The sequence below is a fragment of the Azospirillum formosense genome (genome assembly GCF_040500525.1).
Taxonomy (GTDB): Bacteria; Pseudomonadota; Alphaproteobacteria; order Azospirillales; family Azospirillaceae; genus Azospirillum; species Azospirillum formosense_A.
Genome location: NZ_CP159402.1, coordinates 428,629 through 442,612, shown reverse-complemented (window position 1 = coordinate 442,612; position 13,984 = coordinate 428,629). Strand labels below are relative to the sequence as shown.

Below are 13,984 nucleotides of genomic sequence, written 5' to 3'. Positions count from 1 at the left end.
GCTTGCTATATCACTCGTGCATATCCCCTGGACCGGTCCCCCATCGGCCCAGGCTACACGTTTTTGGACGATCTCTCATGACACGACGTCGGCGCATCTACGAAGGCAAGGCGAAGGTCCTGTTCGAAGGTCCGGAGCCGGGCACGCTGGTGCAGTACTTCAAGGACGACGCGACCGCCTTCAACAACCAGAAGAAGGGCATCATCACCGGCAAGGGGGTGCTGAACAACCGCATCTCCGAATACCTGATGAGCCGTTTGTCGGAAATCGGCGTGCCGACGCACTTCGTGCGCCGCCTGAACATGCGCGAGCAGCTGGTTCGCGAGGTCGAGATCATCCCCATCGAGCTGGTCGTGCGCAACACCGCCGCCGGCTCGCTGTCCAAGCGCTTCGGCATCCCCGAGGGGACCCCGCTGCCGCGCTCGATCATCGAGTATTATTACAAGTCCGACGAGCTGAACAATCCCATGGTCACCGAGGAGCACATCACGGCCTTCGGCTGGGCGGCTCCGCAGGACCTCGACGACATGGTGGCGCTGTCGCTCCGTGTGAACGACTATCTGTCGGGCCTCTTCCTCGGCATCGGCCTGCGGCTGGTGGACTTCAAGCTGGAGTTCGGCCGGCTGTGGGAGAACGAGGAGATGCGCATCGTGCTGGCCGACGAGATCAGCCCCGACAACTGCCGCCTGTGGGACATCAAGACCAACGAGAAGCTGGACAAGGACCGCTTCCGCCAGGACCTCGGTCAGGTCGAGGAGGCCTACCAGGAGGTCGCCCGGCGCCTCGGCATCCTGCCCGAAGGCGGCCCGGTGGACGTCAAGGGTCCCAAGACCGTCCAATAATCCGTTTTCCCCAACCCATCAGCACCATCAAGCGAGCGGACATCCGATGAAGGCGAAGGTTCACGTCACCCTCAAGCGCGGCGTTCTCGACCCCCAGGGCAAGGCCATCGCGCACGCGCTGCACACGCTGGGCTTCGACGGCGTCGAGGACGTCCGCGCCGGCAAGGTCATCGAGCTTCAGCTGAAGAGCACCGACGAGGCCGCCGCCCGCAAGGAGGTCGAGGCCATGTGCACCAAGCTGCTGGCCAACACCGTGATCGAGGACTACGCGATCGAGCTGGTGGCCTGAGAGTTGGTGGCCTGAGGCCGCCTCCGCTCAATCCTGCCTGTCGGAAAATGGGGGATGCGCAACCGCTGCGCATCCCCCATTTTCGTTCGACCATGTCCATCGACCATCTCTCCGCGCTCGATCCCATCTTCGCCGAATCCCTGCGCGTCGGCGGCCCGACGGTGCGCGACTTCCGCCGCCCGGACGGCTTCTCCGGCCTGCTCTGCCTGATCATCGAGCAGCAGCTCTCCACCACGGTCGCCGCGGCGCTGTGGGCCAAGCTGCAAGCCATGGTCGGGGTGGTGACGCCCGACGCCATCCTGGCCCTGCCCGACGAGGACCTGCGGGCCTGCGGCCTGTCGCGCCAGAAGATCGGCTACGCCCGCGGGCTGGCCCAGACGGTCGCGGACGGGCGGCTGGACTTCGACGCCATTCACCAAATGGACGACGAGGAGGCCATCGCCGCCCTGGTCGCGCTGAAGGGCATCGGGCGCTGGACCGCCGAGATTTACCTGATGATGGCGCTCGGCCGGCCGGACATCTGGCCGGTCGGCGACCTCGCCATCCAGCTCGGCGTGCAGCGGCTGAAGGGCTGGGCGGAGAAGCCGACCCAGGCGCAGCTCCTCGCCGTCGCCGAGCCCTGGCGCCCGCACCGCAGCCTCGCCGCTCAGCTCGTCTGGCACCATTACGTGGCCCTGCAGGAACAGGCCAGAGCCCTGAAGACGGCCAAAGGAAAGAAGAAACCGTGACCGAAACCACCATTACCGCCGTCCTCGTCGGCAAGGTCGCCGCCTTCGGACCGCCGGGGCGGACCAGCGCCATCGCCAAGTCCCCGGTGGACGGCCCGCGCGCGGTCGGCCCCGAGGGTTTCCTGGACGACGAGCAGGCCGACCGCCGCGTCCATGGCGGGCCGGACAAGGCCATCCACCACTACCCGCTGGACCACCACCCGGCGTGGCGGGACGAGCTGGGCGGGGAGGTGCCGCTGCTCGGCCAGCCCGGCGCCTTCGGCGAGAACATCGCGACGCTCGGCCTGACCGAGGCCGACGTCTGCGTCGGCGACCGCTTCCGCGCCGGCACCGCCCTCCTGGAGGTCGCCCAGGCCCGCCAGCCCTGCTGGAAGCTGAACCACCGCTTCGCCGTGCCCGACATGGCCAAGCGCGTCCAGACCACCGGGCGCACCGGCTGGTACTATCGCGTGCCGGAACCCGGCGTGATCGGCCCCGGCGACCGGCTGGCCCTGGTGGAGCGGCCCTACCCGCAATGGACGCTCGCCCGGCTGCTGCACCTCCTCTACGTGGACACGCAGAACCGCGAGGCGCTGGCCGAGATGGCCTCCCTGCCCGTGCTCGCCCAGACCTGGCGCACGCTGGCCGAGCGCCGGCTGACGCAGGGCGTCGAGGATTGGAGCAAGCGCCTGAACGGCGGAGACTGAACGGCGGAGACGGATCCCTCAGCGGCGGGCGGTCGCCCACAGCACGCCCGCAGCGCCCACCGCCACCAGCGCCAGGACGGCGGAGAGCAGAAGCGCCGCCGTCTCCCCCGACCGCTCGATGATCACCGCGTAGCCCATGGGCGCCAGGGCGGCGGCGTAGAAGCTCGGCACGAGCAGCCGCCCGACCGTCCGGCCGTAGCTCTGCGGGTCGAACAGCACCAGCGGCAGCGTGCCGCGCACGATGGTCGCCAGCCCGGCCCCCGCCCCGAACAGCAGCGAGAAGGCGACGCCCGCGGCCAGCGTCTCGCCGCTCCACAGGCCGATGATGAAACCGGGCAGCGGCAGGCCGCAGGCGATCAGCGCCAGGGAGGCGGGATGCAGGCGGCCGCCGGACATCACCTCGCACAGCCGGGCCGAGGACTGGCCGACGCCGCGCACCGTGGAAATCCACACCGCCGCCGCGGGCGCCGCCCCCAGCCCGACCAGGATGCCGATCATGTGCGCCGACATCGCCGAGGTCAGCACCCCCACCGCCGTGGTCATCACCATGTAGAACAGCGGCGCCACCCAGGTCCGCCGCCGCGGGTCCATGGGACCGGAGGGCTCCGTTCCGGCGGGCGCCGCCGGCCGCACGTAGCGGTCGGACGGGATGGCGGCGTGCAGCGGGATGGTCAGAAGCGCGATGACCGCGTAGGCGACCAGCGCGCCGCGCCAGCCCCAGGCGTCGGCCATCGCCTGCCCCACCGGCCACAGCACCGTCGAGGCCAGCCCGCCCAGCAGCGTGATCTGCGAGATCGGCACCCGCGCCAGCGGGCCGCCCAGCCGGGCCAGGGCGGCGAAGGCCGCCTCGTACAGGCTCGCCCGCATCGCCAGCCCCAGCACCAGCCAGGAGGCGTAGTAGCTCAACAGCCCCGTCGAGGAGGCCAGCCCCAGGCAGCCCGCCGCCGTCAGCAGCGAGCCGACGACCATCACCGGGCGCCCGCCCCAGCGGTCGATGGCCCGCCCGACGCTGCCCGACACTACCCCCATGACCAGCAGCGCCGCCGTGAATCCGCCGAAGGCCACCGGCAGGCTCAGGCCCAGATCGGCGGCCATGGGATTCCCGAAGATGGCGATCAGGTAATAGGAGATGCCCCAGCACAGGAGCTGCGAGACGCCGAGGAACCAGACCAGCCGGCGGGTGATGTGCGACATGACGGACCAGGAGACGACGGAAAGCGGCAGGCACCCTAGCCAGCCGGTAGGAAACCGACAAACGACTTGTCTTCCGCCGACCGGTGAGAAAAACTCAACGGATGTCCTCCCGCTTTCCGCCGCTGAACGCCCTGCGGGCCTTCGTCGCCGCCGCCCGCCATTCCAGCTTCCGCCTCGCCGCGGAGGAGCTGAACGTCACCCCCGGCGCGGTCAGCCGCCAGATCCGCAGCCTGGAATTCTTCCTCGGCATTCCCCTGTTCGACCGCAGCCAGCGGCAGGTCCGGCTGACCGAGGCCGGGGCGCGCTACTTCACCCGCATCGCCGATCTGTTCACCGAGATCCAGCAGGCGACCGACACGCTGCTCGACGGCGACGGGCGGCGGACGCTGCGGGTGGACTGCATCCCAACCTTCGCCATGCACTGGCTGCTGCCGCGCCTGCCCCTGTTCCAGCAGCGCTTCCCGGAGCTGGCGGTGTCGCTGTCCACCGCCCCCGGCCCGATCGACACCAGCCGGCCCTTCGACTACGCCATCCGCCGCGACCCCGCCCATTTCGCCGGGCTGAAGCCGCTGCCGCTGATGCGCGAGCATTGCGTGCCGGTGTGCAGCCCGTCCCTGCCGGGGTTGGAGACGCTGCGCGGCCCCGCCGACCTGACCCGCCGGACGGTCATCACCATCCGCGCCCGCGCCGACCTGCTGCCGGCCTGGAGCACGGCGCACGGGCTGGAGCTGGACGCCTTCCGCAGCCGGATGGAGGTGGACCACACCTACTTCGCCATCCAGGCGGCGGAAGACGGGCTGGGCGTCGCCATCGTGCCGCGGCTGTTCGTGGAACGCCCGCTGGAGACCGGGCGGCTGACCGCGCCGCTGGGGGCCGAGGGGGTGGTGTCCGGACATTATTACCTGCTGGAAAGCCGCCAGCGCGGCCACACCGAGGCGCCGGCCTTTCCCGATTGGCTGCGCGAGCAGGCCATGACGTCCGCCAATCCCTCTCCCGCCCCGGGAGAGGGTGGCGCCGAAGGCGCCGGGTGAGGGTCCTGCGAGGATCAAGGCACTGATCCTTGACGGCACCCTCACCCTCCCGCCGCAAGCGGCGGGCCCCTCCCTCTCCCGGGGCGGGAGAGGGGTTTCGCTTTGCGGGATGGGTCCTTGCCCTTGCTTTGGCGGGGCGGGGCCTTTAGTGTCCGGCCTCGAACCGTTCCCCCCACGACGCCGGATTTTCCAAGCCCCATGAAGGCCGCCGTCATCGTTTTCCCCGGCTCCAACCGCGAACGCGACGCCGTCGCCGCGCTGGAGGCCGCCAGCGGAACCAAGCCGCATCTGGTCTGGCACCGCGACACCGAACTGCCCAAGGTCGATCTCATCCTCGTGCCGGGCGGCTTCTCCTATGGCGACTATCTGCGCTCCGGCGCCATGGCGGCGCACTCGCCGATCATGCGCGAGGTCAAGGCGCGGGCCGATCAGGGCGTGCGGGTGCTCGGCATCTGCAACGGCTTCCAGATCATCACCGAGGCGGGGCTGCTGCCCGGCGCGCTGATGCGCAACGCCAAGCTGAAGTTCATCTGCCGCACGGTGCACCTGCGGGTGGAGAACACGGACAGCCCCTTCACGGCCAAGTACCGCAAGGGCCAGATCGTCCGCTATCCGGTGGCGCACGGCGACGGCAACTACTGGACCGACGCCGAGACGGTGAAGCGTCTGGACGGCGAGGGCCAGGTGGCCTTCCGCTACGTCAGCGACGAGGGCAGCGCCGACCCGCGCTGGAACCGGAACGACTGGAACCCGAACGGTTCGCTGGACAACATCGCCGGCATCTTCAACGCCAAGCGCACCGTGCTCGGCCTGATGCCGCACCCCGAGGACGCGGTGTCCGCCTTCCATGGCAACACCGACGGCAAGCCCATGTTCGACGGTCTGGTGGAGGCCCTGTCGTGACCACCGCGCAGCAGCCCGATGTCTCCCTGGAGATGGCCCGCGAGTTCGGCCTGTCCGAAGGGGAATACAACAACGCCCTGGAGATCCTGGGGCGCAAGCCGACCTACACGGAACTGGGCATCATCTCGGTGATGTGGTCGGAGCATTGCTCCTACAAGTCGTCGAAGAAGTGGCTGATGACGCTGCCGACCACCGGCCCGCAGGTCATCTGCGGCCCCGGCGAGAACGCCGGCGTGGTCGATGCCGGCGACGGCGACGCCATCATCTTCAAGATGGAGAGCCACAACCACCCGTCCTACATCGAGCCCTTCCAGGGCGCGGCGACGGGCGTGGGCGGCATCCTGCGCGACGTGTTCACCATGGGCGCGCGGCCCATCGCGAACATGAACGCGCTGCGCTTCGGCGCGCCCGAGCATCCCAAGACCCGCCATCTGGTGTCGGGCGTGGTGGCCGGCATCGCCCATTACGGCAACTGCGTCGGCGTGCCGACGATCGGCGGCGAGACCAACTTCCACCCGGCCTACAACGGCAACATCCTGGTCAACGCGATGACCGTGGGCGTGGCCAAGGCCGACCGGATCTTCTATTCGGCCGCCGCCGGCGTCGGCAACCCGGTGGTGTATGTCGGCTCCAAGACGGGCCGCGACGGCATCCACGGCGCGACCATGGCGTCGGCCGAGTTCAGCGAGGATTCGGAGGAGAAGCGCCCGACCGTGCAGGTCGGCGACCCCTTCACCGAGAAGCTGCTGATCGAAGCCTGCCTGGAGCTGATGGAGACGGACGCCATCGTCGCCATCCAGGACATGGGCGCGGCCGGCCTCACCTCCTCCTCGGTCGAGATGGCCGGCAAGGGCGGACTCGGCATCGAGCTGGTGCTCGACGACGTGCCGATGCGCGAGGAGGGGATGACCCCCTACGAGATCATGCTCTCCGAAAGCCAGGAGCGCATGCTGATCATCCTGAAGCCGGGCCGCGAGGAGGTCGCCAAGGCGATCTTCGACAAGTGGGAACTCGACTTCGCCGTGATCGGCACGCTGACCGACACCGGCAAGCTGGTCATCAAGATGCACGGCCAGACCTGGTGCGACATGCCGATCGCGCCGGTGTCCAACGCCTCACCGCTCTACGACCGCCCGTGGGAGCCGACCCCGGCCGCCGCGGAGCTGGAGGACGCTGTGCGCGCCCTGCCGGCCGACAAGTCGCTGGGCGACATCCTGGAAAAAATCATGTCCTGCCCCGATCAGGCGTCCAAGCGCTGGATCTGGGAGCAGTATGACAGCCTCGTGAACGGCGACACCCGCTTCATGTCCGGTCAGGCCGACGCGGGCGTGGTGCGGCTGCCCGGCCAGAGCAAGGGCATCGCCGTCACCACCGACTGCACCCCGCGCTACTGCCTCGCCGACCCGGTGCGCGGCGGCGCCCAGGCGGTGGCCGAGGCCTACCGCAACCTGTCCGCCGTCGGCGCCCTGCCGCTGGCCGTCACCGACAACATGAACTTCGGCAACCCCGAGAAGCCGCGGATCATGGGCCAGTTCGTCGGCGCCATCCAGGGCATGGCCGACGCCTGCCGCGCGCTGGACTTCCCGGTCGTGTCGGGCAACGTCTCGCTCTACAACGAGACCAACGGCGAGGCGATCCTGCCGACCCCGGCCATCGGCGCCGTGGGCCTGCTGCCGGACGCCATGATCGCCGTCGGCATCGCCTTCCGGAACGAGGGCGACACCATCCTGCTCGTCGGCGAGGGCACCGGCCATCTCGGCCAGTCGCTCTACCTGCGGGAGATCCTGGGCCGCGAGGACGGCCCGCCGCCCCCGGTCGATCTGGCGGTGGAGCGCCGCAACGGCGAGTTCGTCCGCGGCCTGATCGCCGAGGGTCTGGTGGTGTCGAGCCACGACATCCAGGACGGCGGCCTGCTGGTCACCGTGGCCGAGATGGCCATGGCCGGCGGCATCGGCGCCAATCTGTCGGGCCTCGACGGTGCGGACGCCGGCACCCTGTTCGGCGAGGACCAGGGCCGCTACGTCCTGGCCGTCCGCGCCGACAAGGCCGCCGCGGTGCAGGAGAAGGCCAAGGCCGCCGGCGTGCCGGTGAGCGTGCTCGGCAAGACGAACGGCACCGCCCTGACCGGCCGTGGCGGCGAGGCGATCACCATCGCCCGCCTGAAGAAGGCCAACGAGGCCTGGCTGCCCGGCTACATGGCCGCCGCCGAGTGATCGGACGCGATTGAGGGTTTGAGAAACGGAAGGCCGGGTGATCGCCCGGCCTTTTCGTTTTGGGGCGGAGTCTTGCCCCCGCCCTTCCCACGGCTGCGCCGCGGGCCCCTTCCCTCCCCCGCTTCGCAGGAGAGGGAGATCAGTCCCCTCCCCTGCGAAGCGGGGGAGGGCTAGGGAGGGGGCAAGGCTTGAGGGGGCAAGCACCACCAAACCCTTCGCACCGCGGAATGTTGTCGCTTCTCCGGTGACAAACCCGGCCGCTCCGCCTAATTATACGGGCAGCGCCCGCATGGGCAGGGTTTGACGGAACAGGATGACGGCCATGGCGATGGAAGCCGCGGTGATCGAAAAGCTCATCAGGGAAGGCATCCCGGACGCGACGGTGGAGATCGCCGACCTGCGCGGCGACGGCGACCATTACGCCGCGCTGGTCACCTCCGCCGCCTTCAAGGGCAAGTCGCGCGTGCAGCAGCACCAGATGGTCTACGCCGCCCTCCAGGGCAAGATGGGCGGGGAGCTGCACGCCCTGGCCCTGACCACCGCCGTGCCGGAAGGCGCGTAGGACGGCATCCCCCCACGACACGATGACATCGTAAGAAGGCCGAGAGACATGGTTGACCAGAACGTCAAGGATCGCATCGAGCAGGACATCAAGGGCAACGATGTCGTGCTGTACATGAAGGGCACGCCCGTCTTCCCGCAGTGCGGCTTCTCCGCCGCCGTCGTCCAGGTGCTCAGCACCGTCGGCGTGAAGTTCAAGGGCATCAACATCCTGGAGGACCCGGGCCTGCGCCAGGGGCTGAAGGACTACTCGAACTGGCCGACCTTCCCGCAGCTCTACGTCAAGGGCGAGCTGGTCGGCGGCTGCGACATCGTGCGCGAGATGTACGAGTCGGGCGAGCTGCAGTCGCTGCTGGCCGACAAGGGCGTCGCAACGGGCGCCAACGCCTGATCGGCCATCCCCGTCGACGGGATGTGACAAAGGGCTCCGCCACGGCGGGGCCCTTTTGCTTTGGCGGAACAGGCGCCGGGCCGACTCTGTTTTTCCATCGGCGAATCCGCGGAGGTGACGGCACGGACTCGGCATGGACAAGGAGACCCGGTCATGGACAAGCGCGTGTTTCCAGCGGCGGCGCTGCTGGCTCTGATCACCCTCCCCACCCTGGCGCAGGGCCAGGACGGAACGGTCCCGAAGCAGGAGCGGCTGACCGCCTGCCGGGACGAGGTGTCCCGCTTCTCCGACCTGTTTCTGGGCGACAAGGTGGTGGCCGGCGGGCGAAACCACACCGCCCTGACCGGCGAGCAGAAGGACCGGCTGCGCGGCCTGCTGGGCGAGGCGCGGTCGGCCGCCGGCAAGGGCGATCCGGACGGCTGCGTGGACCGGCTGCGCGAGGCCCGCGCGCTGGTCCGCAACGAGGGCGTCGGCACCAACGTCCCGATCGGCCGGGGATCGTCGGGATCGTCCGGCGCGATGCCCCGGAACAGCGTGCCCAGCGGAAGCGGGACCGCAGGCGGCGGAGGGGGCTGACCAGGAAAACCCCTGCGGGAAATGCGGCATTCCCGGCGCGCAGTGCGGGCATGAGGGGGCGTTCCTATCGCCCATTTCTTGGGCATGGTAAAGGGGAGTCATGGCCCAGACTCCCTCCCCCTCCTTGCCGCAGGCCGACGGGCGCAACCCCGCCACCCTGGGCTTCGCCGCCGCCCTGACCGCCTTCCTGATCTGGGGGGGGCTGGCGCCGATCTTCTTCAAGCAGCTCGGCAACGTCGGGGCGGTGGAGGTCGTCGCCCACCGGGTGCTGTGGACCGTTGTGCTGGTCGGCTTGTGGCTGGTGCCGACGCGCGGCCTGTCCGGCATCCTGCGCGGGGTCGGAAGCTGGCGGCGGCTGGGCATCTTCCTGGTGACGACGGCGCTGATCGGCAGCAACTGGACCATCTTCATCTGGGCCGTGAACAACGGCCATTTGGTGCAGTCCAGCCTCGGCTACTACATCAACCCGATCATCAACGTGCTGCTGGGCATGGCCTTCCTTCAGGAGCGGCTGTCGAAGCGGCAGGGCGTGGCGGTCGTGATCGCGGCGGCGGGCGTGCTGAGCCTCGTCCTGTCCTACGGCGAGGTTCCCTGGGTGGCGCTGTCGCTGGCCTTGACCTTCGGTGTCTACGCGCTGGTCCGCAAGAAGGCGGCCATCGACCCGGTGATCGGGCTGCTGGTGGAAACGGTGCTGCTGGTGCCGCCGGCCATCGCCTATCTGCTGTGGCTGAGCGCCCACGGGCTTGGGAATTTCGGCGTGCACGGGCTGGGCACCGACCTGCTGATCATCCTGACCGGCCCGGTGACGGCCATCCCGCTGGTGCTGTTCATGGTCGGCGCCGCCCGGCTGAAGCTGTCGACCATCGGCATCCTGCAATACATCAGCCCGACCGGGCAGCTGCTGCTCGGCGTCGCGGTCTATGGGGAGGCCTTCACCACTTCCCACCTCCTGGCCTTCGTGTGCATCTGGGTGGCGCTGGCGCTCTATTCGGCGGACGCGCTGTTCACCCACCGCGCCGCCCGCGCCGAGGCCAGGGCAGAACAGAACCGGGCCGAGCAGGCCCGCGCCGCCGCCTGCCGCGCCGACTGACGGGCCTCAGGCCCGCGGCGCGAGACCGTGGGCCATGGTGTGGGCGAGCGTCCGCACCACCTCGTTGACGCGGTCCGGGCAGCGCCCGAACACCACCTGATCAAGGAAGCCCAGCCCGAAGCTGAGCGTGGCGATCCCCGCCGCGACGTGGGCGAGGTCGGCGTCCGCCGCGATCGCCCCGCGCGCGCGGAAGATCTCCAGCCGGCTGAGCAGGCAGGGGATGCGGCTTTCCGACAGGGTGCGCGCCATCTCGTTCGCGATGTCCGGATCGACCAGCGCGCGCGCCAGCATCACCCGCGTGAAATCGCGGCACTTCCAGGCGTGGCGGAGCTGGTGCAGCAGGAAGGCCGCCAGATCCTCCTCCAGATCGTCGCCGGGCGGCGGCATGGCGCAGCCGCTGCCCTCCTCGCGCCCGTAGCGCTCGACGACGGCCAGCAGCAGGCCGGCCTTGCCCGAGAAATAGCGCTGGATCAGCTGCTCGTTCACGCCCGCCCGGCCGGCGATGTCGCGCGTGGTCGCAGCGTCGAAGCCGCGCTCGGCGAACACCATCTTGGCCGCGTCGAGCAGGACGCCCTTGGTCGCCTCGCGGTCGCGCTTACGCGCGGGCATATCGGTCCCGGCGGCCCCGCCGGCGCAACAGCCGTCGTCGATCGCCGGGGCGGTGGCCGGGGTGTCGGTCTTGTCCACGATGCAGGCCCTCTCACTGGCCGCCGATCGAAGTGGCGGCTGAAATGATAATAGGTATGCACGTGCATACTTGACAAGCCCGGATGGCGCTGGCAAGTATGTACGCACATACATACCGGGCGCCGCCCAACCCGCGGAACCCCGGACCCCGCTTTGGGACACCCCAACTTGGGACCCGATGCCACATCGAGAGGGCAACCGCATCATGACCACCGCCGATCTGTTCACGCCGCTGCGTCTTGGCTCCATGGAACTGCCGAACCGCGTCATCATGGCGCCGATGACCCGCAGCCGCGCGGGCGAGGGCAACGTCCCGACGTCGCTGATGGCCGAGTATTACGGGCAGCGCGCCTCCGCCGGCCTCATCATCACCGAGGCGACGCAGGTCTCGGCCACCGGCCAGGGCTACCCCAGCACGCCGGGCATCCACACCGACGCGCAGACGCTCGCCTGGCGGTGCATCGCGGAAGAGGTCCACGCCAAGGGCGGGCTGATCGCCGCGCAGCTCTGGCACGTCGGCCGCATCTCCCACACGGAATTCCAGCCGAACGGCGCCCTGCCGGTCGCCCCCTCGGCGATCGCCGCCGCCGGCCAGTCCTACACCAGCAAGGGCCTGGTGCCCTTCCCCACCCCGCGCGCCCTGGAGACCGACGAGATCCCCGGGCTGGTCAAGGCCTTCGCCGACGCCGCCAAGCGCGCGGTGTTCGACGCCGGGCTGGACGGGGTTGAGATCCACGGCGCCAACGGCTACCTGATCGACCAGTTCCTGCGCGATCGCACCAACAAGCGCACCGACCGCTACGGCGGCGGCGTGGAGAACCGGGCACGCTTCCTTCTGGAGATCGTGGACGCGGTGGCCACCGCCGTCGGCCCCGGCCGGGTCGGCGTCCGGCTGTCCCCGACCGGCACCTTCAACGACATGGCGGACAGCGACCCGCGGGCGCTCTACACCCACGTCACCGAGGCGCTGAACCCCTTCGGCCTCGCCTTCCTGCACGTCATCGAAGGCCAGCCGGGCCACCACATGGCGCCGCCGGAGGGCGCCCCGCACCTCGCGGCGGAGCTACGCCGGATCTTCAAGGGCCCCTTCATCATCAACGGCGGTTACAGCAAGGAGCAGGCCGAGGCGGCCATCGCCGCCGGCGCGGCGGACGCGGTGAGCTTCGGCGAGCCCTTCATCGCCAACCCGGACCTGCCGGAGCGCTTCCGCCGCAACGCCGCGCTGAACACGCCGGACAAGGCCAGCTACTACGGCGGCGACGCCCGCGGCTACACCGACTATCCGGCGCTGGAAACGGCCGACGCCTGATCCCTCTCCCCCGCGGGGATTGCCCCCGATCCCCGCACCTCAAGGCCGGGACCCGCAAGGGTTCCGGCTTTTTTCAATCCTTCTCCTCACGAATACTCGTTGTTTTTCGTTCCGGTCATTAAACCAAGTGATTTCCATAAATTAAATTGACTTTTTATAACCATTTTTTTATATTGAGTTTGGGAAAATTGCCAGGATGCGATAAAATGAAACATCTGGTATTTTTATTTGCCTTTATCATTTTTGCCGCCAATGCAAAAGCCGATTATTTTCAAATCGCCGTCAAGTACACTTGCGATAAAGCAAATGATACCCTGTCCTTAAAGTATGTTGGAGCATGGAACTCCGAAGGCGATAAATTGATCCAAGAACTTGGACCTGACGATTGGGACCCATGGACTTTGTACGTTGAGAACAAAGATGATGGGTTCATGCATGCAACCACCGCAGAAAGAACCTGCACCCTTAGCAGCGGCGCCTATCAGATCACCGTCAGACCTTCTCCTGAAATCTGGACTGCACAGGGGGAGTGCGGTGGACAATTTTCCGCGTGGGCCCGGATAAAGAAGGATACCAATATTCTATTCAGAAGCAGTTTTGAAGAATGGTGTCACGGATCGTACCCGGTTATCCGTGAAGTCAGAATACATGGAAGCAAAAGCGTTGTTGAAATTGAACAAGTTTCAGACGATGAATTTTACAAAGATTAAGGACACATTTGAAAGCCTTTGCATGCTCTCTTAGGCATTTCCACTACGGCAGCGACGCCCACGGCTACACCGACTATCCGGCGCTGGAAACGGCGACGCCTGATCCCTCTCCCCCGCGCGGGGGGCCCCGATCCCCGCACCTCAAGGCCGGGACCCGCAAGGATTCAGGCTTTTTTCTGTGAAAACCGCCAGCATGCCGAGCCCATAGAGCACCAGATCATCCTGAAGCGTGGAAAGCTTGCAGCGGAACTTGCAGGGTTTCTTCAGACCAGCCTCGGCATAAGCGGCCAGTTCGACATCCGAAGGCCACGCGCTGTGCGCAGCGCTCGTGACCATGCCACACAGGATGTGACCATGAGCCCGCTGGAAATCCGCCGATGAGAGAACCAGCGCGGGCCGTCGCTTGGCTGTACCGAGGTCCGTGAAAGGAAAGGGTAGAGCCACCACGGACCAGCGGTCAAAGATCATCGAACGCCTCGTCGTCCTCGGGCGAGGCCCATTCCGACAGACCGCCTTCCAGCGCTTTCAGATAAACGGCATCGACGACGGGCGCCTTACGGATCACCGCCTGCCCGTCCTTCACGGAAAACAGGATCGGGTCGCCTTCCTTCAATCCCAAGGCGTCGCGGACGTCCTGGGGAATCAGCGCCCTGTTGTCGGCGGCCAGCCGCGAGATGTGCATTGCCGTCTCCATCGCCCGGTGCTCCACGACAGTAGCACCAGCCGCCAGGACCGCCCATCCCAAACGAAAAAAGGCCGCGCCCGGAGGCGCGG

General features: G+C 68.1%; 17 protein-coding genes. 13 read left to right on the top strand and 4 right to left on the bottom strand.

Annotation, left to right across the window (positions count from 1 at the left end):
- Positions 1-77: 77 nt before the first annotated feature.
- The 4 genes from purC to ABVN73_RS02090 all read left to right on the top strand — a co-directional run bounded on the left by purC (position 78) and on the right by ABVN73_RS02090 (position 2,545).
- On the top strand, positions 78-842 hold the full coding sequence (gene purC, locus ABVN73_RS02105; protein WP_014239519.1) for a phosphoribosylaminoimidazolesuccinocarboxamide synthase: 765 nt from the start codon (positions 78-80) through the stop codon (positions 840-842).
- A gap of 46 nt (positions 843-888) precedes the next feature.
- Complete coding sequence (purS, locus tag ABVN73_RS02100; RefSeq protein ID WP_038529315.1) at positions 889-1,131, top strand: phosphoribosylformylglycinamidine synthase subunit PurS; 243 nt, start codon at positions 889-891, stop codon at positions 1,129-1,131.
- Between the two features lie 92 nt (positions 1,132-1,223).
- Positions 1,224-1,859, top strand: a complete 636-nt coding sequence (locus ABVN73_RS02095) for a DNA-3-methyladenine glycosylase 2 family protein (RefSeq protein ID WP_353858722.1) — start codon at positions 1,224-1,226, stop codon at positions 1,857-1,859.
- Positions 1,856-2,545, top strand: coding sequence for an MOSC domain-containing protein (locus ABVN73_RS02090; RefSeq protein WP_353858721.1), 690 nt, complete (start codon positions 1,856-1,858; stop codon positions 2,543-2,545). The genes ABVN73_RS02095 and ABVN73_RS02090 overlap by 4 nt, the downstream gene beginning before the upstream one ends.
- A gap of 18 nt (positions 2,546-2,563) precedes the next feature.
- On the opposite strand, the gene ABVN73_RS02085 is transcribed toward ABVN73_RS02090, so the two are convergent.
- Positions 2,564-3,739, bottom strand: a complete 1,176-nt coding sequence (locus ABVN73_RS02085; protein ID WP_353858720.1) for an MFS transporter — start codon at positions 3,737-3,739, stop codon at positions 2,564-2,566.
- 101 nt (positions 3,740-3,840) lie between these two features.
- On the opposite strand from ABVN73_RS02085, the gene ABVN73_RS02080 reads away from it, so the two are divergent.
- The 7 genes from ABVN73_RS02080 to rarD all read left to right on the top strand — a co-directional run bounded on the left by ABVN73_RS02080 (position 3,841) and on the right by rarD (position 10,504).
- Positions 3,841-4,770 carry a LysR substrate-binding domain-containing protein gene (locus tag ABVN73_RS02080; RefSeq protein ID WP_353858719.1) on the top strand — a complete coding sequence of 310 codons (930 nt, stop codon included), beginning with the start codon at positions 3,841-3,843 and terminating at the stop codon, positions 4,768-4,770.
- 198 nt (positions 4,771-4,968) lie between these two features.
- On the top strand, positions 4,969-5,673 hold the full coding sequence (gene purQ / locus ABVN73_RS02075) for a phosphoribosylformylglycinamidine synthase subunit PurQ (protein ID WP_353858718.1): 705 nt from the start codon (positions 4,969-4,971) through the stop codon (positions 5,671-5,673).
- Positions 5,674-5,705: 32 nt separating this feature from the next.
- Positions 5,706-7,886, top strand: a complete 2,181-nt coding sequence (gene purL, locus ABVN73_RS02070) for a phosphoribosylformylglycinamidine synthase subunit PurL (protein ID WP_353859446.1) — start codon at positions 5,706-5,708, stop codon at positions 7,884-7,886.
- Positions 7,887-8,208: 322 nt separating this feature from the next.
- Positions 8,209-8,448, top strand: a complete 240-nt coding sequence (locus ABVN73_RS02065) for a BolA family transcriptional regulator (protein WP_188260931.1) — start codon at positions 8,209-8,211, stop codon at positions 8,446-8,448.
- Positions 8,449-8,496: 48 nt separating this feature from the next.
- Positions 8,497-8,838 carry a Grx4 family monothiol glutaredoxin gene (gene grxD, locus ABVN73_RS02060; RefSeq protein ID WP_014239508.1) on the top strand — a complete coding sequence of 114 codons (342 nt, stop codon included), beginning with the start codon at positions 8,497-8,499 and terminating at the stop codon, positions 8,836-8,838.
- A gap of 153 nt (positions 8,839-8,991) precedes the next feature.
- Positions 8,992-9,414 carry a hypothetical protein gene (locus tag ABVN73_RS02055; RefSeq protein ID WP_353858717.1) on the top strand — a complete coding sequence of 141 codons (423 nt, stop codon included), beginning with the start codon at positions 8,992-8,994 and terminating at the stop codon, positions 9,412-9,414.
- 100 nt (positions 9,415-9,514) lie between these two features.
- Positions 9,515-10,504, top strand: a complete 990-nt coding sequence (rarD, locus tag ABVN73_RS02050; RefSeq protein WP_353858716.1) for an EamA family transporter RarD — start codon at positions 9,515-9,517, stop codon at positions 10,502-10,504.
- Between the two features lie 6 nt (positions 10,505-10,510).
- Here rarD and ABVN73_RS02045 read toward each other — a convergent pair whose 3' ends face one another.
- Positions 10,511-11,191: a TetR/AcrR family transcriptional regulator gene (locus ABVN73_RS02045; RefSeq protein WP_353858715.1), complete on the bottom strand. Its 681-nt coding sequence runs from the start codon at positions 11,189-11,191 to the stop codon at positions 10,511-10,513.
- 205 nt (positions 11,192-11,396) lie between these two features.
- On the opposite strand from ABVN73_RS02045, the gene ABVN73_RS02040 reads away from it, so the two are divergent.
- A complete protein-coding gene (locus ABVN73_RS02040; RefSeq protein WP_353858714.1) occupies positions 11,397-12,500 on the top strand; it encodes an alkene reductase in 1,104 nt (367 codons plus the stop codon).
- Between the two features lie 206 nt (positions 12,501-12,706).
- Positions 12,707-13,210, top strand: coding sequence for a hypothetical protein (locus ABVN73_RS02035; RefSeq protein ID WP_353858713.1), 504 nt, complete (start codon positions 12,707-12,709; stop codon positions 13,208-13,210).
- Positions 13,211-13,351: 141 nt separating this feature from the next.
- On the opposite strand, the gene ABVN73_RS02030 is transcribed toward ABVN73_RS02035, so the two are convergent.
- Both ABVN73_RS02030 and ABVN73_RS02025 read right to left on the bottom strand, forming a co-directional pair.
- Complete coding sequence (locus ABVN73_RS02030; RefSeq protein WP_353858712.1) at positions 13,352-13,678, bottom strand: type II toxin-antitoxin system PemK/MazF family toxin; 327 nt, start codon at positions 13,676-13,678, stop codon at positions 13,352-13,354.
- A complete protein-coding gene (locus ABVN73_RS02025; protein ID WP_353858711.1) occupies positions 13,668-13,904 on the bottom strand; it encodes an AbrB/MazE/SpoVT family DNA-binding domain-containing protein in 237 nt (78 codons plus the stop codon). Before ABVN73_RS02025 ends, ABVN73_RS02030 begins: the two co-directional genes overlap by 11 nt.
- Between the last annotated feature and the right edge of the window lie 80 nt (positions 13,905-13,984).